General features: G+C 67.0%; 22 protein-coding genes and 1 pseudogene. 6 read left to right on the top strand and 17 right to left on the bottom strand.

Translation table 11 applies throughout. The features are described from left to right. Together AB3M81_RS09665 and AB3M81_RS09660 are read left to right on the top strand one after the other, a co-directional pair. On the top strand, positions 1 to 828 hold the full coding sequence (locus tag AB3M81_RS09665; protein WP_412903697.1) for a formate/nitrite transporter family protein: 828 nt from the start codon (positions 1 to 3) through the stop codon (positions 826 to 828). Positions 829 to 851: 23 nt separating this feature from the next. Beyond that, positions 852 to 1,787: a threonine/serine dehydratase gene (locus AB3M81_RS09660; RefSeq protein WP_412903696.1), complete on the top strand. Its 936-nt coding sequence runs from the start codon at positions 852 to 854 to the stop codon at positions 1,785 to 1,787. Between the two features lie 115 nt (positions 1,788 to 1,902). Here the strand turns inward: AB3M81_RS09660 and AB3M81_RS09655 are convergent, their stop codons facing one another. Next, positions 1,903 to 2,493 (bottom strand): hypothetical protein, encoded by a 591-nt coding sequence (locus tag AB3M81_RS09655; protein WP_412903695.1) that lies wholly within the window; start codon positions 2,491 to 2,493, stop codon positions 1,903 to 1,905. A gap of 668 nt (positions 2,494 to 3,161) precedes the next feature. On the opposite strand from AB3M81_RS09655, the gene AB3M81_RS09650 reads away from it, so the two are divergent. Both AB3M81_RS09650 and AB3M81_RS09645 read left to right on the top strand, forming a co-directional pair. Continuing rightward, the gene (locus AB3M81_RS09650) at positions 3,162 to 3,800 is read left to right on the top strand and encodes an SHOCT domain-containing protein (RefSeq protein ID WP_412903694.1); all 639 of its coding nucleotides are present in this window, start codon (positions 3,162 to 3,164) and stop codon (positions 3,798 to 3,800) included. Between the two features lie 102 nt (positions 3,801 to 3,902). After that, positions 3,903 to 5,813, top strand: a complete 1,911-nt coding sequence (locus tag AB3M81_RS09645; protein WP_412903693.1) for a DUF8600 domain-containing protein — start codon at positions 3,903 to 3,905, stop codon at positions 5,811 to 5,813. A gap of 61 nt (positions 5,814 to 5,874) precedes the next feature. On the opposite strand, the gene AB3M81_RS09640 is transcribed toward AB3M81_RS09645, so the two are convergent. From AB3M81_RS09640 to AB3M81_RS09625, 4 genes are all read right to left on the bottom strand, one after another. Beyond that, on the bottom strand, positions 5,875 to 6,930 hold the full coding sequence (locus AB3M81_RS09640; protein WP_412903692.1) for a hypothetical protein: 1,056 nt from the start codon (positions 6,928 to 6,930) through the stop codon (positions 5,875 to 5,877). Between the two features lie 374 nt (positions 6,931 to 7,304). Then, positions 7,305 to 8,810, bottom strand: coding sequence for an immunoglobulin domain-containing protein (locus tag AB3M81_RS09635; RefSeq protein WP_412903691.1), 1,506 nt, complete (start codon positions 8,808 to 8,810; stop codon positions 7,305 to 7,307). Positions 8,811 to 8,942: 132 nt separating this feature from the next. After that, positions 8,943 to 9,518, bottom strand: a complete 576-nt coding sequence (locus tag AB3M81_RS09630) for a tyrosine-type recombinase/integrase (RefSeq protein ID WP_412903903.1) — start codon at positions 9,516 to 9,518, stop codon at positions 8,943 to 8,945. Positions 9,519 to 10,701: 1,183 nt separating this feature from the next. Further along, positions 10,702 to 12,267, bottom strand: coding sequence for a Fic family protein (locus AB3M81_RS09625; RefSeq protein ID WP_412903690.1), 1,566 nt, complete (start codon positions 12,265 to 12,267; stop codon positions 10,702 to 10,704). 50 nt (positions 12,268 to 12,317) lie between these two features. Here AB3M81_RS09625 and AB3M81_RS09620 point away from each other — a divergent pair, with 50 nt between their 5' ends. Further along, positions 12,318 to 12,842: a hypothetical protein gene (locus tag AB3M81_RS09620; RefSeq protein ID WP_412903689.1), complete on the top strand. Its 525-nt coding sequence runs from the start codon at positions 12,318 to 12,320 to the stop codon at positions 12,840 to 12,842. A 12-nt stretch (positions 12,843 to 12,854) separates the two neighbouring features. Beyond that, positions 12,855 to 12,995 carry a hypothetical protein gene (locus tag AB3M81_RS09615; protein WP_412903688.1) on the top strand — a complete coding sequence of 47 codons (141 nt, stop codon included), beginning with the start codon at positions 12,855 to 12,857 and terminating at the stop codon, positions 12,993 to 12,995. Between the two features lie 386 nt (positions 12,996 to 13,381). Here AB3M81_RS09615 and AB3M81_RS09610 read toward each other — a convergent pair. The 12 genes and pseudogenes from AB3M81_RS09610 to AB3M81_RS09555 all read right to left on the bottom strand — a co-directional run. Next, positions 13,382 to 13,726: pseudogene (locus AB3M81_RS09610) on the bottom strand (GNAT family N-acetyltransferase); the annotation flags it as partial. A 270-nt stretch (positions 13,727 to 13,996) separates the two neighbouring features. Beyond that, complete coding sequence (locus tag AB3M81_RS09605) at positions 13,997 to 14,860, bottom strand: 3-methyladenine DNA glycosylase (RefSeq protein WP_412903686.1); 864 nt, start codon at positions 14,858 to 14,860, stop codon at positions 13,997 to 13,999. Beyond that, positions 14,848 to 15,237 (bottom strand): Fur family transcriptional regulator, encoded by a 390-nt coding sequence (locus AB3M81_RS09600; RefSeq protein WP_412903685.1) that lies wholly within the window; start codon positions 15,235 to 15,237, stop codon positions 14,848 to 14,850. The genes AB3M81_RS09605 and AB3M81_RS09600 overlap by 13 nt, the downstream gene beginning before the upstream one ends. Continuing rightward, entirely contained in the window at positions 15,230 to 16,060 is an 831-nt protein-coding gene (locus tag AB3M81_RS09595) for a metal ABC transporter permease (protein WP_412903684.1), read from the bottom strand. The genes AB3M81_RS09600 and AB3M81_RS09595 overlap by 8 nt, the downstream gene beginning before the upstream one ends. Continuing rightward, on the bottom strand, positions 16,057 to 16,842 hold the full coding sequence (locus AB3M81_RS09590) for a metal ABC transporter ATP-binding protein (RefSeq protein WP_412903683.1): 786 nt from the start codon (positions 16,840 to 16,842) through the stop codon (positions 16,057 to 16,059). The genes AB3M81_RS09595 and AB3M81_RS09590 overlap by 4 nt, the downstream gene beginning before the upstream one ends. Continuing rightward, positions 16,839 to 17,786, bottom strand: a complete 948-nt coding sequence (locus AB3M81_RS09585) for a metal ABC transporter solute-binding protein, Zn/Mn family (protein WP_412903682.1) — start codon at positions 17,784 to 17,786, stop codon at positions 16,839 to 16,841. Before AB3M81_RS09585 ends, AB3M81_RS09590 begins: the two co-directional genes overlap by 4 nt. 38 nt (positions 17,787 to 17,824) lie before the next feature. Then, complete coding sequence (locus AB3M81_RS09580; RefSeq protein ID WP_412903681.1) at positions 17,825 to 18,889, bottom strand: ABC transporter ATP-binding protein; 1,065 nt, start codon at positions 18,887 to 18,889, stop codon at positions 17,825 to 17,827. Between the two features lie 28 nt (positions 18,890 to 18,917). Beyond that, a complete protein-coding gene (gene nagB / locus AB3M81_RS09575; protein WP_412903680.1) occupies positions 18,918 to 19,676 on the bottom strand; it encodes a glucosamine-6-phosphate deaminase in 759 nt (252 codons plus the stop codon). After that, a complete protein-coding gene (locus AB3M81_RS09570) occupies positions 19,676 to 20,599 on the bottom strand; it encodes an ROK family protein (RefSeq protein WP_412903679.1) in 924 nt (307 codons plus the stop codon). The genes nagB and AB3M81_RS09570 overlap by 1 nt, the downstream gene beginning before the upstream one ends. Next, entirely contained in the window at positions 20,596 to 22,041 is a 1,446-nt protein-coding gene (locus AB3M81_RS09565) for a glycoside hydrolase family 3 N-terminal domain-containing protein (RefSeq protein ID WP_412903678.1), read from the bottom strand. Before AB3M81_RS09565 ends, AB3M81_RS09570 begins: the two co-directional genes overlap by 4 nt. Further along, the gene (locus tag AB3M81_RS09560; protein ID WP_412903677.1) at positions 22,038 to 22,865 is read right to left on the bottom strand and encodes a carbohydrate ABC transporter permease; all 828 of its coding nucleotides are present in this window, start codon (positions 22,863 to 22,865) and stop codon (positions 22,038 to 22,040) included. Before AB3M81_RS09560 ends, AB3M81_RS09565 begins: the two co-directional genes overlap by 4 nt. Beyond that, positions 22,862 to 23,761: a carbohydrate ABC transporter permease gene (locus AB3M81_RS09555; RefSeq protein ID WP_412903676.1), complete on the bottom strand. Its 900-nt coding sequence runs from the start codon at positions 23,759 to 23,761 to the stop codon at positions 22,862 to 22,864. The genes AB3M81_RS09560 and AB3M81_RS09555 overlap by 4 nt, the downstream gene beginning before the upstream one ends. Positions 23,762 to 23,825: the final 64 nt, after the last annotated feature.

Below are 23,825 nucleotides of genomic sequence, written 5' to 3'. Positions count from 1 at the left end.
GTGAGCGAGCCCGGTGGTGGCAGCGGCGACGTCGTCGCGCCGACCGGGTCTCGCGAGGAGCCGGAGCTGGAGGAGACCTACGACCGCCTGGTCGGGGAGGGCCACGAACGGCTGGACAGGCCGCTGTTGCCCTTGGTGTCGACCGGGCTTCTCGGCGGTGTCGACGTCGGCGTCGGCGTGCTCGCCTACCTCGTGGTGCAGACCGAGACCGGCAACCACCTCCTGGCGTCGCTCGCGTTCACGGTGGGCTTCGTGGCGCTCCTGCTGGCGAACAGCGAGCTCTTCACCGAAAACTTCCTGCTGCCGGTGATCTCCGTGGTGGCGAAGGAGGGGACGGTCGTCCAGCTGCTGCGCCTGTGGGTGGTCACGCTCGTGGCGAACCTGGTGGGCGGGTTCGTGATGGCGGGGATGATCGTCGTGGCGCTGCCCGACGTGCACGCCGCGGCGGTCGAGGCGGGTTCGCTCTACGCGCACCTCGGGGTCTCGTGGCGGTCGTTCTTCCTGGCCGTGCTGGCGGGGGCGGTCATCACCCTGTTGACGAGGATGCAGCACGCGACCGACAGCCTCGGGGTCAAGCTGGTGCCGGCGGTGACGATGGCGTTCGTCCTCGTGGGAGCGCAGCTGTTCCACTCGGTGCTGGACTCCATCTTGATGTTCGCCGGACTGCTGACCGGTGACGCCGATTACGGCTGGTTCGACTGGCTGGGCGCGCTCGGCTGGTCGGCGTTCGGCAACCTCGTCGGCGGGCTCGTCCTGGTCACGGGCATCCGCCTGCTGCGCATCCCGCATCGCGTCGCCGAGAGTCGGGCGCAGGGTCAGACGGGCTGATCCGCGCGGATACAGTGGCGCGAGTGAGAGTGACCAGCGAGGACGTCTCGGCAGCGGCTCGACGGATCGCCGGACGCGTGCGCAGGACGCCGCTGCTGCCGCCGTCCGGCGAGGACGGTGTGTGGCTCAAGTGCGAGTTCCTGCAGCACTGCGGCGTGTTCAAGACGCGGGGTGCGTTCAACCGGCAGCTCGCGGCGCTCGAGTCGGGCGAGATCGGCCCGGCGGGCATCGTCGTCGCCTCTGGCGGAAACGCCGGCCTGGCGCAGGCCTTCGTCGCGCGCGAGCTCGGCGTCCGCGCCACCGTATTCGTCCCCGAGGCTGCGCCGGCCGTCAAGGTCGAGCGGATCAGGAGCTTCGGTGCCGAGGTGCAGCAGGTCGGAGCCGAGTACGCCGAGGCGTACCAAGCGGCCGTCACCTTCGGCGAGCAGACCGGGGCCGCGTTCGCGCACGCGTACGACCAGCCGGAGGTGGTGGCCGGAGCGGGCACGATCGGTGCCGAGATCCTTGACGACGAGCCCTCGATCGACACCATCGTCCTCGCCGTCGGAGGCGGCGGCCTCTACGCCGGCATCGCCGCCGCCGCCTTCGGCCGGGCTCGCATCGTTGCGGTCGAGCCCGAGCGGTGCCCGACGCTCCACAGCGCCATGGCTGCGGGGGAGCCCGTGGACGTCCCCGTCTCGGGTGTCGCAGCCGACTCGCTCGGAGCCCGCCGCATCGGCGACCTCGCCTTCGCGGCACAGGCGGCCGAGCCTCCGGTGTCGGTCCTCGTCACCGACGAAGAGATCGTCGAGGCGCGGACTCGGCTCTGGTCGGAGTACCGCGTCCCGTCCGAGTCCGGCGCCGCCGCCGCGTACGCGGCGCTCACGTCAGGCCGGTACGTCCCCGAGCCGGCGGAGCGCGTCGCGGTGTTGGTGTGCGGCGCCAACACGGACCCGGGCACGCTGGCCATCCGCTCGTAACGGGACGCGGCGGTCCGTAACGTTTTTTGCGGCGGAGTGACGCGGGCTGGATCGTCCCTGTCGCGCGCTGGTGCCGACGTGAGCTAGCCCAGTTTTGCATCCCTGACGCACCAACTCATCGGACGGCACCGATGACGCGAAAGAAGAGGTCGCGCACATCGTGAAAGAGGTCGTTGGTGTCGTAGTACAGGTCGACGATTTCACTCATCCCAAGTCGCCGCCGGTCACTCATGTCGCTCGCGTCTGGTAGTGGCTGAGACTTCTTGATTCGGATGGCCCGAATGACTTCTAATCGGTCGGATCCGTGGCCGGTCCGGAACGAATGAATGAGGTCATTTCGGCTCCCGTACAGGGCGTCGTACCGCGCACACAGGCGGTCGACTTCTTGTCGGACGTCTGCGTCCACGTCGGCACTTGCCGCAATCTTGCGTAAGGCGGTAGTCAGCTCGGTGCCTGAGCGGCCCCACGTCGCGCGAAATGCCTCTGCGTCGGGTGGGCCAGCCACAGCACTTAGGCCGCCCATCGCGGCGTCGAGTTCCCCCGCCTTCAGTGTCGCAGCTCCAACGTGCGTTGCGATCTCCAACTCCAATCCTCGTAGCGGAAGTGCGCGATTGCCGGACCCGACGAGGTTGGTGATGGAGTCCGGCTTGACCATGGTTCGGCCTTCGCGGCCGCAGTACGGGCAGCGGTCGTAGGTTGGCGTCATGTCCGTGAATCTAGACGAGGTGCATAGCCGACAGGCGACGGAATGACGCAGCTGCCTACGTTCGAATCACCGCAGAGAAGGTCGCGGCTTGTGAGAGTGTGTTGGCGTGGACGACCGAGACTTAGCTCGTTGGCAGGAGCGGGGCCGCGAGCACGGTTACGTTCGTGCGAGGCTGCGCGTTCTGTCGACCGAATAGGGTGGACGCCGAACGCCGATTGTCTCGGGCTACAAATCGTGCTGGGCTTTTCCGCCCGAGCTGCACGGAGACGTGCACGACGGACCGCTACTGATTGAGGATCAGGAAGACTCGGCGCCTGGGGATGTCGCGATCGTCCGGAGTCATCCGTTGTTCCCGGAGCAATTGGCCACGGGTCTCCGAAGGACTGGTACTCGGCATGTTCGAGGGGTCGCGCAAGGTCGGATACGCGGTCGTGATCGAGGCCCTCGTCCCAGTGCGCTGACGGCTGCCGATCGACGTATCGGGTGACGGAACGTACGGATAATCGGCGGTTTGACGTGCGGTGGCGGACAACTAGATAGACGGTGAAACTGTGAACGCCGCCGTGGGTGCTGGACGAGATCGCTCTGGGTCCTACCGCCGATGAAAGACGCCAGCCGAGATCGCCGAATCGCCAGGTTCAGTCGGATGCCTGCCTTAGGGTCTCTTCATGGCACTCTTCCAGGAGCTTCTGGGTCAGGGACGCGTAGTTGGAGGACATCTCTCGAACGGCGCCGTTCACCTGGGCGGGGCAACCGGCTTCTCCAAGCACGGTGACCTCACGATTCAGCATCCGTCCAACCCCTTCAAGAGGCACAGGATTAACGCTGAGACTGTCCGCCAGTGGGAAGAGCTTGACACCAAGGACGGTGTCGCCGGGGCCATCGGGCAAGCAGCAGCGAAGGCCGCTTTGCCCGGCATTGTGGGTAAGTCGCTGGGGGCGGGCCTCGGGGCAGCCATGAACATGGGGCACACAGTTCGACTCAACTGGGCGGACGGCAAGGAGTCCATTATCGAGTTGCCCCAGAAGCAGTACATGGTGCTTTCCGTGATGCTGTCGGATCGCCAGATCGTTCCGGAGCGGCCACAGAACCCTGAGCCGTCGGCGCAGGCCAGCGCGAGGGGAGCATTGCTCGCCCGGGCCTCTACCGCGTTCGGGAGAGGTATGCAGTCGTCGCCCGCGCCGGAACCTGCGCCGGTTCAGGATGTGACCGAGCAGATCGCGCGGCTCGCCGCCCTTCACGCAGAGGGAATTTTGACCAACGCCGAGTTCGCGGCAAAGAAGGCAGAGCTACTCAGCCGCCTTTGACGCGAAGTACGGCAACCCGCGCCTCAGACGCGGCGGTAGGACGCGGGTGACTTGCTCGCCGAAGGGGCAATAAGCGCGCCATCCGGGAGCTACTGTGCCCCTGTGTCCGGACAGGCAATTACAAGCGCGATCGAACTATGGACGGCGATATCTGACCGAGCTGGATTGCAGGAGCGTGGGTACGACGCGGACCTCCTAAATGACGTCAAAGCCAGCTTGGGCGTGCCGCAGACCGACGACTTGGCGACAGCGCTTCGCGAGGAATCGGTCGAGAACCTGCTTCATGCAGTACTCGATGCCCTGCGTCCGTTCAGTCGCATGTTGAGCGATCTGCTCGCGTTGTATGAGTGGGTGGGGGCTACAGCCGCTGACGACCCGAATCTCCGAATCACATACGACTTTGATGCCAGCGCAGGAGATCGTTACTCATTCGATCTCGAGTCCTTTCGAGAGCACGAGGAGCGATGGGTTTCTGCGACTCGCCTAGCGGCTGATCTGAGTATCGGCCCCGGCGCCCTGTGGGACCTCTCAAGAGCCTTGGGCGACATACCAACCGATAAGGTCGATCAAGCGGCTGAGCCCTCCCTCCGTCGCCTATACAAATACGGCGGGACTTGGCCGGAGCAATTCCCCGAACTGCCAACCAGCAGCGACCCTGCCGTGCGCGGTGTACTCGCTGAGGTCTTCGAAGTGGCGTCAGAGGTCCTCGCTCAGTCCCGTGCGCACTCATCCGGACCGCAAGAACTAATGACCCGCTCGCGGGAAATGGACGAGGGTAACGACGCGGGCCCCACAGGTCGAACGCTGCTGGGAATACACAATGACCACTGGCTTGCGATCATTGAAGAACGAGCTCGGAACGCTGTTTCGTACCAATGGAAAGATGAACAAGAGCGAGCGGACTTCATCCGCGGCCTCGAAGAAGCGCTCGCACTCATACCCCGCGTCGAGGTTTCCCAGCAACAACTCATCGACGACGTTCTTGATGTCTTGAGTCTGCCGGTCTGGGGGAAACGTTACGAGCTCTACAGTGCGTGGCTGCTTACGCTTATCGTTGAGGCGCTCGGTCGGGAGAATTGTCGGTTTCACGTCGTAGGCGGCGTGCTTTCGTTCTCCTTCCGGGGCTCGCACCTCGCGTCGATCGACACCGCGGCGGGTCAACTCGAACTCTGGGCCGAGCTCCGGCATCCCTACGCGACGCCAATAGGCAAGGGTCGCAAGCGGGCAGTTCAGCCTGATTACACGGTGACGCGGCCTCCCATTGGCGCAGCCACTAGTGCTGTTCTTGCAGTCGAGGCCAAGCAGTACGCCCGACCCAGTCGTAAGAACTTCTACGGGGCATTGGTGGACTACGCGGGGGCACATGTGAGTGCACTCGTGGTGCTCGCCAACTACGGTCCGATGGCACCGAGTCTCCTCACATCGCCGCCGGAACGATGTAGAGCGGTCGGCTACGTTCGCCCTGGCCACGATGCTGAGGTGGCGTCGTTTGTGGGCCATATCCGAACTGCGGTCCCTCCGCCGCCAATGCCGACGGCCAGTGAGTCCGCCGGGGTTCTGCGACCAACTCCCCGACCTAATGTCGGGACGGGAGTCGTGCTGCATTGGTCCGTGGGTTTAGATCTGGATCTTCACCTTGTCGCCACTGATTCTGGAACGACGACGAACTACCTGTCATTGCCGGACGCCACGGCTGGAGATCTCGTACTTCTGCTGAACGACGACCAGGCGGCCCAAGGTGTCGAGATCGCTTGGATTTCGGAGGGGGCTGGCCCTGTTGAAGTTTGGGTCCACTGCTATAGCGGCGGTGATCATTTTGTAGATATGGACGCCACGGTCCACATCTGCAGTCCTGACGGAAACTCCATTGATGTCCCAGCTTCGCAGAAACTCTCAGGTGCACGTTGGTGGCTTGTGGGCGTCGTCGGAATCGACGGTGTCTGGGAGACCTTGGATCGAGCATCCGGCACAGGGCCGCGAAAGCGACGGGACGTCACGCGACCGCACCACTGACGGCGGTTAGACGCAGGCATTGGCTCGCTCCGCACAGGCTGGGGTCGTGGGCTAGGGGCTCCTAGAGTGGACGAAAGTCGACATCGGCCGAGTCAACGTCTAAGAACTCGATGTCTTCCAACAGTCCATCGAAGTCTATCGATTCGCCGTCAACGAAGGCTTGAACTGTTCCGCGAACGCGGGCTGGGTAGGTACGCACGGTGTACTCGACAGAATGGCCGGACGGATCTTGTCGGGCGTACTGCTCCTCGACTTCAACCTGCAGTTCGATACGAGCGTTCAAGCTTTCTGACCAGTGATCGTGTTCGACGTCGTCGAGGATCTCGGCTGACTGAACATTGCTGACGGTGACCGCCTGCTGCTCCCACGGCTCATAGTCATCCTCAGGCAAACCTGGTAGATCCCACCAGTTGGAGTATCCAAGATCTGCAAGCGACTCCAAGTCTTCGCCGGGCGTGCCGCTGCTCCGCCCGTGTGGGGAGTTCACGAAGTAGTCCTGAACCCAGCCGGCGAAGAGCGAAAGCCACGGTTCTGTAGCAACCTCCGACTCCTCGAGAAGATGCCGGAGTTTGCCAAGGTTCCTAGCATGTCTTGGCAATTCGACGCCCAACTCCGCGCAAGTCCCCTCCAATGCGTGGATGTCTCCGGTTACGACAATCAGTCCGTCGGTGTCGCCGTCGTTGCGGGCGACCACGGAACGCACCCAAGCACTGTCAGCCGCGCCTGTTTTCACGCCCGATTTCCGCTGACCAGCGCCTCTAACGAGCACCTGGTCAAGCAGGGCGTCCCGAGCGTCCTCACCTTCAAGGGCAACGACTACAGCCCCCGCAGCCTTAATCGCCGACGAGACATCATGCGTAGTGATAGTCGACATGGGACCGTCTGCCTTAATACCCCACTTCTCCATGGCACGTCGGTGTGCGTCGTAGGCGTCCCTAGCCCTCTCGTGCGCCTCTACGGCATGTTGAGCGAGTTCGTGGACGACGACCTCGGAAATCCAGAGCTCAGCGTCATGCTGCCAGCACGCCTCTGCCCATTGGGAGATCGTTTTGGCGTTGGGAAGGGCGCTCTTGCCGAACACGTTCGAGTCCAGCACGATGGCGCGGATCTGGGGCACCCTCTGAGTATGGGGTGAGGGGGAAGTGCCCGCGGGATTCTGATGGCTTCTCTCATCGAGACCGATACTTCCTGGCAGCGAACTCTCGCTTGTCGGGCGAGTCTCCAATCTGCTGTCCGCCGTCCGTCCTGCGATCTGGGGTCGCACCTCTCGCGGTCCCCTCAGTTCCAAATTAGCCATGGCTCCGGCTGAGCCGTCAGTACTGCTCGGGAGGGGCGTGGTGGAGTACGAGCCGGTGGTGGCCTCAGCTGATTGGGACCCGACTGACGGCGATCGTTGACTCCACAGCGTGGATCCCACGTATCCGCGCGACCGAGAGATTGAGGGTGCTCGGAATGTCCCGGGTAGGAACGCCACTGAATCGCAAGGCGCATCTAATTCTTCGCGCGCGGTTTGTCCGGCGGTCGAACATGGACGAACGCGGCACACACGTTGACGTACCGGCCGTCGCGTTCGAACTTCAGGATGGGCCAACCTTTGATGAACTCAACTTCAGTCCCCTTGTAGCCGGCTATCGACTCGAGTACCTCCAAGTAGAGCTTCCGCGATCGGTGGAACTGGTTCTGGTTTAGTAGCAGGAGCAAGACTGCAGATGTGTCGTGCACGTTCAAGTAACTGAACAGTTGGGGGTCGAGGGCTTCGCGAACGGCCTTGCGGCCCGTGGCCTTTTTCGCCTCGCAGATGAACACCGTTGCCGGCCCAAGGTCGGCGTCCAGCGCATCTGCTTTGATGAAGATGTCAGACCTCCCGTTCTGGGTAAACACTTCCCGACCCACGTCAGGAACGGTTGCGTTCAAGGTCGCCGCGAGAAGGTCGCTGATGCGCTCCTCACCCAACTGCTCGAATGTGCCCGGGTAGCGCTCGACCGCGTTCGCCCACCTGCGAATGGTCCGTTGAACGTCCTCGAAAGACACCGGGGCGAGCGAGGCCCGAGTGCTGAACTTCACGAGACTGGGACCTGGAACCTCCTCCGAGCCAAACTCTGCTTCGGCGACCCCAAGTTCCTCCGGAACTGCTTCGTTCTCGCCCGATTGTTCCTGCGATGATCGGTCAACCTCGTCTCGCCGTTTCGTCACCGCGACTCTGGGCAACGGCGCAAATCCCGGGCCCGGCACCGTAAGCGCCGCTGTGACCGCCTCCCTGTTGGTGAGAACCGTGCGATGATCCGCGAGTTGCTCCTTCAACACCGCGGGAAGCTTCGTCTTGAAGAAGTAATCCGTCTGCGCCGCGATGGCGCTCACGATCGGTTCGATGTAGTCACGCCGCGCCCGGACGATCGCGCGAAGGTCGAGTTTGCCCTGCGCGACCGCTTCTTCTTCCTCCAGTGAGAGGTCGACGTGGGTGTAAAGGGCCCAGACCATCCGCCCGTCCTCGCGCTCCTCGACAGCTTCGAGACACCAGGTCGGCGTGTTGTCGTCGGTGTACGCCTGATTCTCAGTCACTGCGTACTCGACGCGTCTGAATACCTCGCCCGCGTCCCACCATTTGTCGACCGGTTCGACATCGATAGGCGGGTCGTCGGGCCATCGGCGGAGCAATTCCTGCTCACCCGACACGGCGAACGGAACCCAGTGGCGCGTCGTGGGAGCACCTTGAGACTGGCTGGCGTCCCAACGAGGTCGACCTTCACCCGTGCTGCCCGGCCGGAATGATCGTCCGACTACCGGCGCTTGCACACGGACCGTGTCGACGAGGGCCGTGACGCCAAACTTCTCGAGCTCATCCAGTTCGGCGACGGTCTGCGTTCGACGAACTTCCTCCAGCAACGGGACCGCGTACCGCCCCAAGACACCCGACAATTCATGGTGATCTCGGTCGAAGTGCGTAAAGAGAGCCTTGAAGCCGGAGCCTCTGGCGTTACGGGTGCGGGGTCCGGGCATGCGCAGCCTTTCGATGCGTCGTGGGGAGATCGTATGGGCGACACCAGCGGAACGCGAACGACGCGCGCGCTGCAGTTCCGGGGACAGGTGATGGTACGGGCATCCTCTTTGGGTGCAAGGAATGCAGGACGTTCACACTCCAGCGACATAGGCGGTGAGGAAGTGGACACCGTGTCGGTCGAGGTTTCCACGGGCGCGGTCATAGTGTTCGGTCGTGCGTGGGTCGGCGTGGCGCGCCAGGATCTGTGCGTCGCGGAGCGGGACGCCGGCATCGAGGGCGTTGGTGATGGCGGCGTGACGTAGCGAGTGCGGGCTGATGTGTCGCGGGATGCCCGCGACCTTGGCGATCCTCACAACCATCCGGTAGACGTCTCGTCGGTCGACCGGCCTCCCCGAGGTGGGTCTCAGGATGAGCGGCCCCTCGGATCGCTGTCCCCGGCAGGCCTCAAGGACACGCAGCACTGGGATCGTGATCGGCATGGTGGCGGCCTTGTTGCCTTTGCCGACCAAGCGCAGGACTCGGTGACCGCGCAGCGTGTCGGCGTAATCCTCGACGCGCACTGCGGCCGCTTCGGATGCGCGCAGGGCGTTGATGCCGAGAAAGAATGCGAGCGCCCCGTGGTGCACCGTGAGGGTCTGGGCGACTTGGAGGAAGCGGACGAGCTCTAGCCGGTCGAGTCCTTGGGTGCGGGACTCGTCGTGCTGGATCTTGGGAAGGCGCGCGTAGACGGCGGGGGTCGGCGGCGATCAGGCCGTCGATGTGTGCGAACCGGAAGAAGCCGCGGATGCCGTGCATCATCGTGACGATTGAAGAGTCCATCAGGCCGGTTTCGCCGAGCTGGTGGATGTATAGCTCGACGTGGGCACGCTGAATCCCGAGGAGTGGATCCAGTCCGTTGTTCTCGCACCACGTGAACCAGCGCCGAAGCTGGAAGGGTAGAGCTTGTACGTGCGTCCCGAGTATCGGGCGAGGTAGGAGACGGCTGCGAGCTGCGCAGGGGTCATCGTGATGGGCTGGAACGAGAAGACAGTCGAGTCGGACATAGAACGCTCCACGCGGCGGCTGGTTTCGCTCAGCCCGCCCGCCGCCAACGCGCCGAACTCCTGGGCCCGCGACGGTAGTCCGGCGCCGCGCTCAGCGCCTCCGCGGCGGAAGGACGCGTGATTCGCGCTCGGCTCGCCGCGCACATCGCCGGTGAATCGGCATCCGACCTTGAGACAATAAGCCGTGGCCTCCATCCCGGTTGACGCGCTGATTCTCACGCGCGAAGAAGCTCTCGAGTACTTTTCCCATTGGTCCGCTGCAGATCGATCGATCGCGCGAACGTGGATCGAGAAGACTGGCGTAACCGAGTTCTACGCGCCCCCCTCGGGTGGATACGTCGCTGGGCATGGCGGGCCGAATCGGAGTTCGTTCCGAGACATGCCGATCAATGGTCTCCTCATGCACGCAACATTCGTTTGGGCGTGGCCGAACAATGCGGATGTTGGCGGGGACGTACGGATCGAGCTGTCGAAGTCACACGGTCGAAATGCGCGGGAGGGCAGCCAGACGCTAAGGCCAATCCAGGCAACCTTGGAGATTTGCAGGCAGTGCAACCTTTCCGTTCCAGCGAGTCTCGACGAATGTGAGCATTGCGGACACGACGTTGGTCTCGATCGTCGAGCGAATGACCTTCTCAAGGCACTATTCGACGAAGTTGGGAACAGGGTTCGCTGAGCCGCTCGGAAGGTCTTGGCGGTGCCACCGGGAGAGGGGTTTGCCGCAGTGGGATCCCCGTGGCAGCGGCACATGAATCGCGGCGAAAAAGACGCAATACTTCGATCCTCTCCGTACCTGACTCTCTGCTCCGTTCGTCGTGTGGCTAGGCGCCCAGTAAGAGACGACTCGTCAGCCGGGCCCGCCGTTGATTTTCGGGAGCCACCGCGCGGATCCGAAGTAGTTGTCAGGAGTACGAAAGTGTCGTGCGAATCCGGCCCGAAGGCGTTCTGCAACCGCAGCGGCAGCCTCGTTCACCCCGAGGCTCCGCAGCCCGTCTGCATCGCTCATGAAAACCTTCGTCGGACGGTCTGGTTGAGTCCAGATCTCAGAAAGGCCATCAAGGTCGGCTCGGGATGTACGGCGGTACGGGTTCAATTGCCAAGGTTGATTCGGAAGGGCGAACGCCAGCGCGGGAACGAGCTCGTCTCGTTGAACGGCGAGCCTGGCCGCAGCGGACGGCTGACGGTAATAGAGGGCGATCTCTTGCTTTCGCCGATCATCAACGACAACCGAGGCGATCACATTTTGCCTCCGTCCCGTGCGAATCTGCTGGAAGACATCACTAGTCAGTTCGTCCAGGGACCAGACGCGCAGACCGACGAGCTCCAGTTCAGAGGCGAAACGGTTGTAGAACTCTGAGGCGCAGTTCACATACCAGTCGAAGTAGTTGTCACCTCTGCGAGCAACGAGTTGGTCGAACAGTCGCTTGAACGTGCGAGGATCGCGAAGCTCAGCGACGTAACGCTCGATGGTCTCCAAGAAGAGGCCAGTGAGCGGCATGATGTCGCCACCCTCGTCGCTGTGGGCGAGCGCCGCGATGTATCGGGCCCTTTGTGACTTGGCTTTGACGATCGCGGGCGGCAGACCCTCCTGCCCCAGGAGCACGTTAGTGAGTAGCCGAGCTACTCGCCCGTTGCCATCTTGGAAAGGGTGGACGTGAGCGAACCATGCGTGGCCAACCGCCGCCCGGAGTACCGAATCGTCATCCTCGCCCGGGCGGCGAGTCCAGTCCGCAAACTGCTGCATCGCGTAGTCGATCTCGTACGTCGGAAAGGGAACGTGCTCTGCCTCCTCGATCCCTGCCGCGAACTTTCGGTAGTCCCCGGCAAACCATGAACCAGCCATGATGACTGAGTGCAGCGCCCGCAGGTCCATCTGAGACATCCCAGCGTTTCCGTTACCGATGTATCTCATACCAAGAAGCCGCGCCGTCTCCAGACCGATGGCAGCGAACGCGCGCTTGTCCTGGCGCAGAACTTCGGGGAGCAATGTCACGTTGAGATCTCGAAGGACCTTCTGTCCAGCGGATGACTCAATTGCATCGACGGTTCCGCTAAGGTCGGGGCCCTCGAACTCGATGCTGTTGCTTTCGAACACGGTCCAGTAAGCGTGGGCGCGGTCCATCTCGCGAACGAGTCCGATGCGCCCGGCCTCCGCGAGGGCGTCTTGGAGCCCCTTCCGGACTCGGCGAAGACGAACTCGCATTTCCTCCAACGATTCGTCGGCCTCAGGTGGAAGCGAGTACGGGGTGCCCTTCAACACAGTCGATGCGGTCACAAGACACTCCTCCAGATCGGTGACCGTGACTCTAGATGCTGCCGCCGACAGACGACCGGACCTGAGCGGATTCGATGTGGCCATGCGACAGACGTTGGAGAGCCCGCTCCGGTCCTCCGCCAAGAAATTGTCGGTCACAGCGGTAGGTTCATACGCAATCGGGATGAGCTTGAATGAAAGGTCCGAACATGGCGCATCCATCCGGTGATGACAGCGAGGTCTTTATAGAGCAAGCAAGATGGTTACTGGAATGGCACAACCGGCGATCAGAGGCATTCACGACGCGCGCGGTTGCGCTACTGGGATTCGTCGGAGTAGTGCTCGCTTTACTCCTCCAAGGGGCTGGGCTGGACGGCGTTCGAGCTAGTTCTTGGACTTGGGGATTTCTCGCGGCGTCTCTGGTTGCCCTCCTGCTTTCGGGTCTCTTTGCCGTCTTGACGATCGCACCGCAACCCATCGCCGTGCCGAGCGTCGCGCAACTCCGGCACTGGTGGAGGCGTCATGCCGCTCGCCCAGTCAAGGGCGACTCCGCGCCCCAGATCGCCGAAAGCTTCTTGAACAGCAAGGACCTCTCAGAGGTTTCTGCCGTCTCCGCAGCAAAGGATGATGCGGACCGCCGTGCCAATAGCTTCAGCGTCGCAATCGGGACGTTAGTCGCCGCCTTCCTTGCGCTCTCCCTGCTTCTCTGCAACATTCTCAATCAAGCTTGGTAACTAAGGAGAATCATGACTGAAGACGTGCCTGAGAAGAGCCCTGACACTAAGCCCTTGAAGTTCGACGCTCCGGTTTATGACTACGTGGCGAAGCAACTGCGACCAGAGGATCTTGAAACCCGTACACCGACGCCGGAGGACGACGATGAATGAAGACGATCCAGAACTCGACGGGATCGCGGACGCGAGCGTTGAGGTCACAGGTCTAGCATTCGATCCGCCCGAGCACGATTTTGTGCAGTTCAGTGACCAAGGTCTCGGCCAGCACACGACGGCTACCGAGACCGAGGGATAGGGGCCTTGATGGGCAAGGAAACCACGAAGGATGCGTCTGAGAATGGTGATCAGGACCCAGAACCTATTGAGCTGGATCCGGTCATCTACGACAGTGTGCTTGGTAGTGGAGCCCCGAACTCTGAGGAAGTCGCTGACGATATGAAGTGACTATCCACGCGGCCACTTCGACGGCTTAGGGACTCGGGCCCCACTAGGGACGGCCCGATCCGCTTCATTCTGGGCGATATGACGCGCTCGGGAGTTCAGGCCGTCGCGTTGCGGGTCATCGGGACGTGGTCGATGCCGGCCTCCATGAATTGGGGGCCCGTGGTGACGAAGCCGAAGGAGGCGTACCAGTCCTCGAGGTAGGCCTGGGCGCCGAGCTTGAGTTCCTGGTTGCCCCAGCGGTTGATGACCTCGCGGAGGAGGGAGCCGGACAGCCCCTGGCCGCGGGCGTCCTTGAGGGTGGCGACTCGGCCGATCTTGCGGGCGCCGTGGTCGAGGTAGGTGCGCAGGTAGGACTGGATGATGCCGTCGTCGTCCGCGATCCAGAGGTGGGTGCAGTCGTCGCGGAGGTCGACGCCGTCGACGTCGGGCTCGTCGCACTGCTGCTCGACGGCGAAGACGACGTCGCGGATGCGCCAGATCTCGTAGACCTCGCGGGCGGTGAGGTCGGGGGCGTTGCGGACGGTGATCTTGGGCACGGGTTGAGGTTAGTCGGGTGGTGAGAGTGACGTGGTCTCGATACGCCGTCTCGCTTCGCTCGCCGGCTACTCGACCACCGGGGTGGCGGAAAACGGGACGTGGTCTCGATACGCCGTCTCGCTTCGCTCGCCGGCTACTCGACCACCGGGGGCGCCGGCACTCGACCAGCGGGCTCAGCCCGGAGCGTGCGCTGCCAGCAACTGGTCGATCTTCTCGAGGAGCTGCGCGCGCAGGGGCGTGGCGGCTTCGGTGAAGGCGCGCTGGCGGCGGACGTACTCGGCCTTGCCCTCGGGGGTCTCGATCGCGATGGGCTCGTAGCCCAGCGAGGACAGGTCGTACGGCGAGGCCATCATGTCGACCTCGCGGACGGCGAGCGCCAGCTCAAAAGTGTCGAGGACGATCGTCGCCTCGACGAACGGTAGGAGCCGGAAGGCGATCCGGTAGAGGTCCATGGTCGCGTGGAGGCAGCCGGGCTGCTCGCGGTCGAGCTGGTGCTCGCGGCCGAGTTCCTCGATGTTGAGCGGTCGCGCCGGGTCGGTGAAGAAGCGGAACGCGTCGACGTGGGTGCAGACCAGCTTGTGCGACTCGACGACCTCGTCGGTCCCGGCGGCGCCGAGGCGCAGGGGAGCGGGGTGGCGGCGGTCGTCGGCGTCGCGGTAGACCATCGCCCACTCGTGCAGGCCGAAGCACCCCGTCCGCGCGGGCCGCGACGCCGTGCGCGACAGCAGCTCACGCGTCCACCGCAGGCCGTTCAGCCGCTTCTCCAGCCGCGACTCGTCGACCGACACGACACCGTCGTCCGACACGTACGCGCCCAGTGCGGCGTACTCGGGCGCATCGAGCAGGCCGACGCCGAGCCCCGGGTGCCAGCGCTCGAGCTGGCTGGGGGAGAGGTTGTAGTACTCGAACAGGAAGTCGTGCACGGGGTGCTTCTCGCCGCGCAGCCTCCGCTCCAGGTGCGGCTGCGTGTACCGCTGGGCCCGCGCACGGTGCGCCTCGGCCAGCGGCTCCCACTCGGTCCGGCTCAGGACCTGCATGACCCGCACGTGCCGAAGATCTCGAGCGTGTGCGAGACGTCCGCGAAGCCGTTCTCGCCGGCGACGCGGTCGGCCCAGCGCTCGACCGTGGGGCCCTCGACCTCCACCGTGCGGCCGCAGTCGCGGCACACGAGGTGGTGGTGGTGACCGCGGCTGCACCGCCGGTACAGCGTCTCGCCGTCGTCGGAGCGCAGCGCGTCGACCTCGTCGGCCTCGGCGAGCGCCTGCAGCGTCCGGTAGACCGTGGACAGGCCGACGTTCTGGCCGCGGTCCTCCAGCAGCGCGTGGATCTGCTGCGCCGAGCGGAAGCCGTCGAGGTCCTCCATGAGGTCGGCGACGGCGCGGCGCTGGCGCGTGTTGCGGGGTGCCTCAACCATGGACGGCCTCCTGTCGGGGACGGGCGTGCAGGACGCCCCGGGCGAGCGACGCGATCACGAACACCGCGAGCGCGATGACGACGATCGTGGGCCCGGGCTGGGTGTCGATCTGGTAGCTCACGAGCAGGCCGGCGACCGCCGAGAACAGGCCGATCGCCATCGCCGCGAGGTGGGTGGCCCGGAAGCTGCGCGTGACCTGCTGCGACGCCGCGACCGGCACCACCATCAGCGCCGAGACGAGCAGCAGCCCCACCGTGCGCATCGCGACCGTGATCGTGACGGCGGCCAGGACCGCGATCAGCATCCCGTACAGCCGCACGGGGACGCCCATGACCTGCGCCTGGGACTCGTCCTGGCACACGGCGAACAGCTGCGGCCGCAACGCGATCGTCGTCGCGATGACGACGAGCGCGAGCACCACGACGATCGCCAGGTCCGTGCGGCTCATCGTGATGATCGAGCCGAACAGGTACTGGTTGAGCTTCGCGGCGGACTCGTCGGCGAGGTTGGTCAGCAGCACGCCGCCGGCCAGGCCTCCGTAGAAGAGCATCGCCAGGGCCAGGTCACCGCTGGTGCGCCCGACGCTGCGCAGCACCTCCAGCAGGACCGCGCCGCCGACCGCCACGATGATCGCCGTGCCGAGCGGGGCGACGCCCGTCAGCAGGCCGAGCGCGACGCCCGTGAGCGCCACGTGACCGAGCCCGTCGCCGAGGAGCGCCATGCGCCGCTGCACGACGAACGTGCCGACCGCCGGCGCCGACAGCCCGGTGACGACCGCCGCCACGAGGGCGTACTGCATGAAGGAGTAGGACAGGATGCTCATGCCGCGCCTCCCGGGAGCGGGCCCTCGGCCGGGACCGGCCGTGTCACCGTGGGCTGGCTGCTGTGCGCGTGGTCGTGCGCGTGGTCGTGCGTCCCGGGCCCCTGCGCGGGCCCCTCGTACTCGACGAGCCCGGCGTCCAGGTGCACCGCACGGTCGACGAGAGGCGCCAGCGGGCCGAGCTCGTGGGCGACCATGACGATCGCCGTGCCGCGGTCGTCCAGGTCGCGGAGCAGGTCGGCGAAGACCTCGGCGCTGTGCGCGTCGATGCCCGCCATCGGCTCGTCCATGACGACGAGGTCCGGATCGGCGACGAGGGCGCGCGCGATGTGCGCGCGCTGCTGCTGGCCGCCGGACAGGTGCGTGATCGGCCGCTTCGCGAGCCGGGCCAGGCCGACGCGCTCGATGAGCTCGGCGGCGGCCCTGCGGTCGGCGCGCGTGGGCCACCCGAAGCGGGGACGGCGCGAGACCGCGCCACTGACGACGACCTCGGTCACCGTGGCGGGGACGCCCGAGAGCACCTCGGGGCGCTGGGCCATGTAGCCCACACGGTGGTGGTCGTGGAACTCGTCGAGGGGCGTGCCGAACAGCTGGATCGAGCCGCGATGCGGCAGCAGCCCGACGAGGGCACGGACGAGGGTGGACTTGCCCGAGCCGTTGGCGCCCAGGATCGTCACGAACTCGCCGGGCATGACGCGCAGGTCGACCCCGCGCAGCACCGGGGTGCCGCCGAGGTCGACCCGGACGTCCGTGGCGTCGATGACAGGAGTGGAGGGATCGGTCACCGGCAGCCGTTCGCCTTCGTGAGTGCGTCGAGGTTCTGCCTCATGAGGGAAACGTAGTCCTCGTCGCTCGTCTCGTCCGACAGGCCCTCGATCGGGTCGAGCACCGCCGTGGCCGCGCCGGTCTCGCGGGCCACCGTCTCGGCGAGCGCCGAGGACGCCAGTCGTTCGGTGAAGACGGTGGTCAGGCCGTGCTCCTTCACCTGCTCGGTGACCTCGGCGAGCGCGGCCGTGGTGGGTTCGGACTGCGGGTCGAGACCGCTGATCGGCACCTGCGTGAGGTCGTACGCGTGCGCCAGGTGCCCGAAGGCCGCGTGCGAGGTCACGAACTCGGTGCGCTCGCACGAGGCCAGGCCCTGCGTGAAGTCGGCGTCGAGGGCCTCGAGCTCGGTGATGAGCTCGTCGGCGTTCGCCTCGAAGGTCTCGGCGTGGTCGGGGTCGGCCTCGACGAGGGCGTCGCGCACGTGACCGGCGGCCGTCACCATGTTGGCGGGGTCCAGCCACACGTGCGGGTCGATGCCGCCGTGGTCGTGGTCGTGACCCTCGTGGTCGTGGCCGTCCTCGCCGTGATCGTGGTCGTGGTCGTGACCCTCCTCGCCGGCCAGCTCCTCGACACCCTCGGCCATGTCGACCGTGGTGGCGGCGTCACGGTCAGCGTCGTCGACCGCGTGGTCGACGGCCTCCTGGAAGTTCGTGAGGTACACGAGGACGTCGGCCTCGTTGACCGCGACGACCTGCTTGGCGGTGAGCTCGAGGTCGTGGGCCTCGGTGCCGGGGGACGTGAGCGTCTCGACCGAGACCTCGTCACCGCCGATGCGCTCCGCCAGGAACTGGGCGGGGTAGAAGGACGCGACCACCGAGGTGCGTCCGTCGTCGCCGGACGCGGAGCAGGCGGTGAGGGTTCCGGCGAGGAGGGCGGCGCATGCGGCACCGGCGAGCAGCTTCATGACAACCATTCTCAACTCAGTTGAGAACGGTTGTCAAATCACAGTCGGCGACCCGTGTCGGCGTGGAACACGTGGACCTGCGTGTGGTCCAGCGGCGCTAGGTGGATCACGCTGCCCTTCTCCGGCGGGTGACGCCAGTCCGTCCGCGCGACGATGTTGTCTGTCAGATTCTCGGTGTGCCCGTAGAGGTACGCGTCCGCGCCCGTCTCCTCCACGACGGAGACCGTGACGGGCAGGCCCTGCGGGGCGATGCCGAGGTTCTCGGGGCGGACGCCCACCGTCACGACCGGCCCCGCCTCCGCGAGCACCGACCGCTCGACCGGGACGACGCTGTCGCCGAGCCGCACCCCGCCGTCCACGACGGGAAGGTCGAGCAGGTTCATCGCGGGGGAGCCGAGGAACCCCGCCACGAAGACGTTGACGGGGTGGTCGTAGATCTCCCGCGGGGTCGCGACCTGCTGCACGACGCCCGCGTCCATCACCGCGACGCGGTCGCCCATGGTCATGGCCTCGACCTGGTCGTGGGTGACGTAGACGGTGGTGGTGCCGAGCCGGCGCTGGAGCGCGGCGATCTGGGTGCGGGTCTGCACGCGCAGCTTGGCGTCGAGGTTGGACAGCGGCTCGTCCATCAGGAACACCTGTGGCGAGCGGACGATCGCGCGGCCCATCGCGACGCGCTGGCGCTGTCCGCCGGACAGGGCCTTGGGCTTGCGGTCGAGGAAGTCGGTCAGGCCCAGCAGCTCGGCGGCCTCGGCGACCCGGGCGGCGATGTCGGCCTTGGAGGCCTTGGCGATCCGCAGGGCGAAGCCCATGTTCTCGGCCACCGTCATGTGCGGGTAGAGCGCGTAGTTCTGGAACACCATCGCGATGTCGCGGTCCTTGGGCGGCAGCTGCGTCACGTCGCGGTCGCCGATGAGGATGCGGCCGGAGTCGACGTCCTCCAGTCCCGCCAGCATCCGCAGCGTCGTGGACTTGCCACACCCCGACGGGCCGACGAGCACGAGGAACTCTCCGTCCTCGATCCGCAGGTCGATGGCATCCACCGTGGGGCGGTCCTGCCCGTCGAAGATCCGGGTCGCCTTGTCGAAAGTCACCGAGGCCACGGTGCTCCTTCCCTCGCAGGGTTCATGGTCACCACGGCTGCCAGTCCGGCTTGTTCGCGGCGGTGAATCGGTAGTAGTCGAGCAGCCTGAGCTGCGACGCCGCGTCCTCGTCGAGCACGACGGTCACGTGCGGGTGCAGCTGCAGCACCGAGGCCGGGCAGAACGCGCTCACGGGGCCCTCGACCGCGGCCGCCACGGCGGACGCCTTGCTCGCGCCCGTGGCGACGAGGACGAGGTGACGCGCCTCGAGGATCGTGCCCAGGCCCTGCGTCAGGACGTGCACGGGCACCTCGTCGGGGGACGCGAAGAAGCGCGCGTTGTCGGCACGGGTCTGCGGCGTGAGCGTCTTCGTCCGGGTGCGGGAGGCGAGCGACGACCCCGGCTCGTTGAAGCCCAGGTGGCCGTCGACACCGATGCCCAGGAGCTGCACGTCGATCCCGCCGGCGGCGGCGATGGCCGCCTCGTAGCGCTCGGCCTCGGCGGGCACGTCGTGCGCCTCGCCGTCCGGCCCGTCGACCTCGATGCCGGCGGCGTCCGTGAACTCGCGGCGGATCACCGAGTGGTAGCTCTGCGGGTGCGAGCGCGGCAGCTCCAGGTACTCGTCGAGCGTGAAGGCCCGCACGCCGTCGAACGAGATCGCCCCGGCGTCGCGCCGGCGCAGCAGCGCCGCGTACACCGGAAGCGGCGACGACCCGGTCGCCAGGCCGAGCACCGCGCCGGGACGGACGTGGCCCGCGATCGCGTCGGCGGCGACCTCGCCGGGGTCCGGCGTCACGACGACCTCCATCAGACCCGCACCTCCTCGGCGACGAGCAGCGCGGCGCCCCGCGTGCCCACGGCGACGTCGTCGGGCAGCCAGCGGACGCGTGGCGCGACGGGCACGGCCCGCCCCACCAGGGTGCGATCGTCGTGCTGCAGCCTGGCCGAGACGGCGGCCCGCAGCGCGGGGTTGCGCGCGGCCATGCCGCCGGTCACGAGGATCAGTGCGACGTCCGGCGCGTGCGCCAGCAGCGTGATCGCGTGGGCGATCCCGTCGGTGAGGTCCGCCGCGGTCCGCACGGCCGACGCGTCACCGGCCTCCGCGGCCGCGAACAGCTGGCGCGCGGTGCCGGACCAGCTGCGCCGCATGCCGCTGCCCGAGGCGTACAGCTCGAGGCAGCCGGTCTGCCCGCACGGGCACACGGGACCGCTCCGGTCGAACACGAGGTGACCGATCTCGCCGGCCATCCCGGTGGCGCCGGCACGCAGCCGCCCGCCCAGCACCATCCCCGCGGCCAGCCCGGTGCCGACGTTGAGCAGGGCGTAGTCGTCGATCCCGGCGTCGTGCCGGGCGAGCCAGCCGCGCGCGCCGAGCGCCGCCGTCTTGACGTCGTTCTCCACGCCGACGGGTCCCGAGGTGAGGCCGCGCAGGGTGGGCAGCAGGTCCAGCGGCTCGGCGCCGAGTCCGAGGTTCACCGCGTGGGAGACGGCGCCGCGGCTCACGAAGCCCGGGATGCCGACGCCGATGCCGGCGACGTCCGTCGCCGGGCCGACGGCCTCCACGAGCGCGCGGACGGCGGTGGTGATGCCGTCGCGGATGCCCTCCCGGCCGGGCTCCGTCCGGTGGCGGACCTCGGCCAGGGCGGGTCCTGTGGGGTCGCCGGGGGAGACGGCCATCGCCTTCACCGACGTCCCGCCGATGTCGAGGCCGACGAGGATCGAGCCGCTCATGACGCCTCGCCCCGCAGCGCGCGCGACAGCGCGGTGAGCAGGACGGCCGAGGAGCCCATCGTGCACAGCACGTCGGGCCGCCCTTCGAGCGCCGGGTCCGGCCAGCCGAGCTCGACGAGGCGAGCGCGTGGGTTCGCCGCGAGCTGCTCCGAGACCCACGCCCACACCTCCGGGTGCGCCGTGGCACGGCGCGTGACCACGAGGACCTCGCCGCCGAAGGGCTCCACGCCCGCGAGGTCGCGTGCCGTGAGGTCGACGACCTCCGCGTCCACGTCGAGGCGGCCCCACGCCGTCCAACCCACCGCCGGGTTGGTCCCGGTGTCGATGCGCACCACGGTGGCCCGCCCGCGCAGAGGCGTGACGTCGAGCCGGCGCACGACCTCGGCCGCGACCTGCTCCGCGGCGGCGCGCCCGGCCTTCACGGCCGTGGCGTCGGGCTGGGGACGGCGTGCCCAGTGGTCCCGCAGGCGCTCGACCCGCGAGGCCGCGTCACGCAGCCGGTCGCGGTCCAGCTCGCCGGCCTCGACGGCTCGCACGACGGCGTCGACGGCCGTCCTCAGCACCTCCGGCCCCGGCGACGGCTCGGGCCCCAGGCACAGCAGGTCCGCTCCGGCCGCCAGCGACGCGACCGCGGCGCCGCCGATGCCGAGGGTGCGGCTCGCGCCGGCCATGTCGAGGGCGTCGCTCACGATCACTCCGTCGTACTGCAGCTCGGACCGCAGCAGGCCCGTGAGGACCGCCGGGCTCAGGGTGGCGGGTCGCTCCGCGTCGAACGCGGACAGCACCACGTGGGACGTCATGATCGACGCGGCGCCCGCGGCGATCGCGGCCCGGAAGGGGACCAGCTCGCGCTCGCGGAGCACGCCCGCGTCCGCATCGACGCGCGGCAGGTCCACGTGCGAGTCCGCGCTCGTGTCGCCGTGGCCCGGGAAGTGCTTGACGCTCGCGGCGACGCCGGAGAGCGCGAGTCCCTCGACGTAAGCGGTGACGTGGCGGGCCACCAGGGCGGGGTCGGCCCCGAAGCTGCGCGTGCCGATGACGGGGTTGCGGGGGTTGCTGTTCGCGTCGGCGCAGGGCGCGAGGTCCAGCCAGACGCCGGCCGCGCGCAGCTCGGCGCCGATCCCGGCCGCGACGGTGCGCGTCAGGTCCACGTCGTCCACGAGGCCCAGCGCGGCGTTGCCGGGGTGCGGGCTGCCGGTCGCCATGTGCAGGCGCGTCACGTCCCCGCCCTCCTCGTCGAGCGCCAGGACCCGCGTCGGGTCGAGCGCCGAGACGGCGCGGGCGAGCGGCCGCACGTCGCCGTCGGCCGGGAGGTTGTCGCCGTAGAGGCAGAGGCCCGCGAGGCCGTCCGCGAACGCCGCCGCCAGCCACGACGGGACCTCGGGACCGTGGAACGCGGCGAGCATGACGCCGTGGGCGTCCTCACGCACGGAGGCGGTCATCCCTTCACCGCCCCGGAGACGAGGCCGGACGTCATGCGGCCCTGGACGATCATGAAGAACACGATGACGGGGACGGCGACGAGGCTGGCGCCGGCCATCACGCCGGGCCAGTCGATCGCGTCGTTCGACACGTCGGACAGCCCGCGCAGCCACAGTGGCAGCGTGCGGTTCGACGGGTCCATCACCACGACGGCGAGGGTGAACTCGTTCCACGCCTGCAGGAAGCCGTAGACGCTCGCGGCGATCAGCCCCGGTGCCAGCAGGGGGAGCGTGATGAGGAAGAACGCCCGCGTGCGGCTGCAGCCGTCGACCATCGCGGCCTCCTCGAGCTCGATCGGGACGCCGTCGGCGAACCCGCGCAGCATCCAGATCGTGAACGGCAGGATGAGCGCCACGTACAGCAGGCTCAGGCCGCCGACCGTGTTGTAGAGCCCGGCGTCGCCGAGCATCCGGTACTGGCTGATGAATAGCGCCTCCGGCGGGATCATCTGGACCGCCAGCACGATCAGGACGAACTGGGTGCGGCCGCGGAACCGGAAGCGGGAGATCGCGACGGCCGCGAGGAACGCGCACAGCGCCGAGCCGACCACGGCGATGAGCGTCACGGTGATGCTCAGCCGGAACGAGTCGAGGAACGCCTCGTCGAAGACCCGCGCGAAGCCCGAGCCGGTGAGGTCCCGCGGGAACCACGCGGGCTCGGGGGAGCGCAGGCGGTCGGCCGGCTGGAACGCGCTGTTGAGGATCCAGTAGACGGGGAACACCCACACCAGCGCGATCAGGACCGCGAGCGCGCCCCACAGGCGGCGGGCCAGCGTGCGGCTCATCGGGACTCCTTGAGCAGGGCGCGGACGTAGCCCGCGGTGAGGACGAGGGTCAGGACCAGCACGAACATGGCCAGGGCGGAGGCCATGCCGTAGTCGCTCTGGCCGATGCCGAGCGTGTAGATGTACGTGCCGAGCAGGTGCGTCTTGCTCGGCGTCCCGCCGACGCCCTGGAGGTAGTAGATCTGCGCGAAGACCCGCAGGTCCCACACGACCTGCAGCAGCAGCGTGATCGTCAGGACGGGACGGATCGTGGGGTAGACGATGTGGCGGAACCGCTGCCACGCGCTGGCGCCGTCGAGCTGGCCGGCCTCGAGCGCCTCCTCCGAGACCTGCGTCAGCGCGGCGTAGACCGTGAACATCACGAACGGCACGCTCATCCAGACCACGACGACCGTCGCGACGAAGTAGAAGGACAGGGGGTTGGTCAGCCAGTTGTGCCCGTCGAAGGACTCGAAGCCGAGCCGGACCAGGAGCCAGTTGATGACGCCGTAGCGGGTGTCGAAGAGCCACTGCCACGACGTCATGGCCGCGATCACCGGCATCGCCCAGGCCAGCAGCATCGCGATCTGCAGGATCAGCCGGCACGCCCGTGACACGCGCCGCAGCAACAGCGCCAGCGCGACGCCGACGAGCATCGTCACCAGCACGTTGACCGCGCAGAACGCCAGCGACCGCCCGATGACCGCCCACATCTGGGCGTCCGTGAAGAGCCGGACGTAGTTGTCCAGGCCCACGAAGGGCGCCGGCTGGCCGAACTGCTGGGCGCGGCCGTACTCCTGGAACGACATCACCACCTGGCGCACGAGGGGGTAGCCCATCGCGATCCCGAGGACGAGGAGCGCGGGCACGAGCAGGGTGTACGGACCCAGTCGTCGCGCGATCGTCTGCGTGCTCATCGTTCCTCCCTCCGGACGCCGAGACGGTGTGGGCAGCCGACGGGACCCGGCCTCGCGGCCGGGT

The organism is Aeromicrobium jepli (genome assembly GCF_047246605.1).
Classification (GTDB): domain Bacteria; phylum Actinomycetota; class Actinomycetes; order Propionibacteriales; family Nocardioidaceae; genus Aeromicrobium.
Note: the sequence above shows the minus strand (reverse complement) of the source record. Positions and strands in the feature narration are given on the sequence as shown.

What these genes read in the sequence shown, in the direction of transcription:
- AB3M81_RS09655 (WP_412903695.1), bottom strand. Translation starts at nt 2,493, where the DNA reads ATGACGCCAACCTACGACCGCTGCCCGTACTGCGGCCGCGAAGGCCGA.
- AB3M81_RS09650 (WP_412903694.1), top strand. Translation starts at nt 3,162, where the DNA reads ATGGCACTCTTCCAGGAGCTTCTGGGTCAGGGACGCGTAGTTGGAGGA.
- AB3M81_RS09635 (WP_412903691.1), bottom strand. Translation starts at nt 8,810, where the DNA reads ATGCCCGGACCCCGCACCCGTAACGCCAGAGGCTCCGGCTTCAAGGCT.
- AB3M81_RS09620 (WP_412903689.1), top strand. Translation starts at nt 12,318, where the DNA reads ATGGCGCATCCATCCGGTGATGACAGCGAGGTCTTTATAGAGCAAGCA.
- AB3M81_RS09615 (WP_412903688.1), top strand. Translation starts at nt 12,855, where the DNA reads ATGACTGAAGACGTGCCTGAGAAGAGCCCTGACACTAAGCCCTTGAAG.
- AB3M81_RS09605 (WP_412903686.1), bottom strand. Translation starts at nt 14,860, where the DNA reads ATGCAGGTCCTGAGCCGGACCGAGTGGGAGCCGCTGGCCGAGGCGCAC.
- AB3M81_RS09600 (WP_412903685.1), bottom strand. Translation starts at nt 15,237, where the DNA reads ATGGTTGAGGCACCCCGCAACACGCGCCAGCGCCGCGCCGTCGCCGAC.
- AB3M81_RS09595 (WP_412903684.1), bottom strand. Translation starts at nt 16,060, where the DNA reads ATGAGCATCCTGTCCTACTCCTTCATGCAGTACGCCCTCGTGGCGGCG.
- AB3M81_RS09585 (WP_412903682.1), bottom strand. Translation starts at nt 17,786, where the DNA reads ATGAAGCTGCTCGCCGGTGCCGCATGCGCCGCCCTCCTCGCCGGAACC.
- nagB (WP_412903680.1), bottom strand. Translation starts at nt 19,676, where the DNA reads ATGGAGGTCGTCGTGACGCCGGACCCCGGCGAGGTCGCCGCCGACGCG.
- AB3M81_RS09570 (WP_412903679.1), bottom strand. Translation starts at nt 20,599, where the DNA reads ATGAGCGGCTCGATCCTCGTCGGCCTCGACATCGGCGGGACGTCGGTG.
- AB3M81_RS09565 (WP_412903678.1), bottom strand. Translation starts at nt 22,041, where the DNA reads ATGACCGCCTCCGTGCGTGAGGACGCCCACGGCGTCATGCTCGCCGCG.
- AB3M81_RS09560 (WP_412903677.1), bottom strand. Translation starts at nt 22,865, where the DNA reads ATGAGCCGCACGCTGGCCCGCCGCCTGTGGGGCGCGCTCGCGGTCCTG.
- AB3M81_RS09555 (WP_412903676.1), bottom strand. Translation starts at nt 23,761, where the DNA reads ATGAGCACGCAGACGATCGCGCGACGACTGGGTCCGTACACCCTGCTC.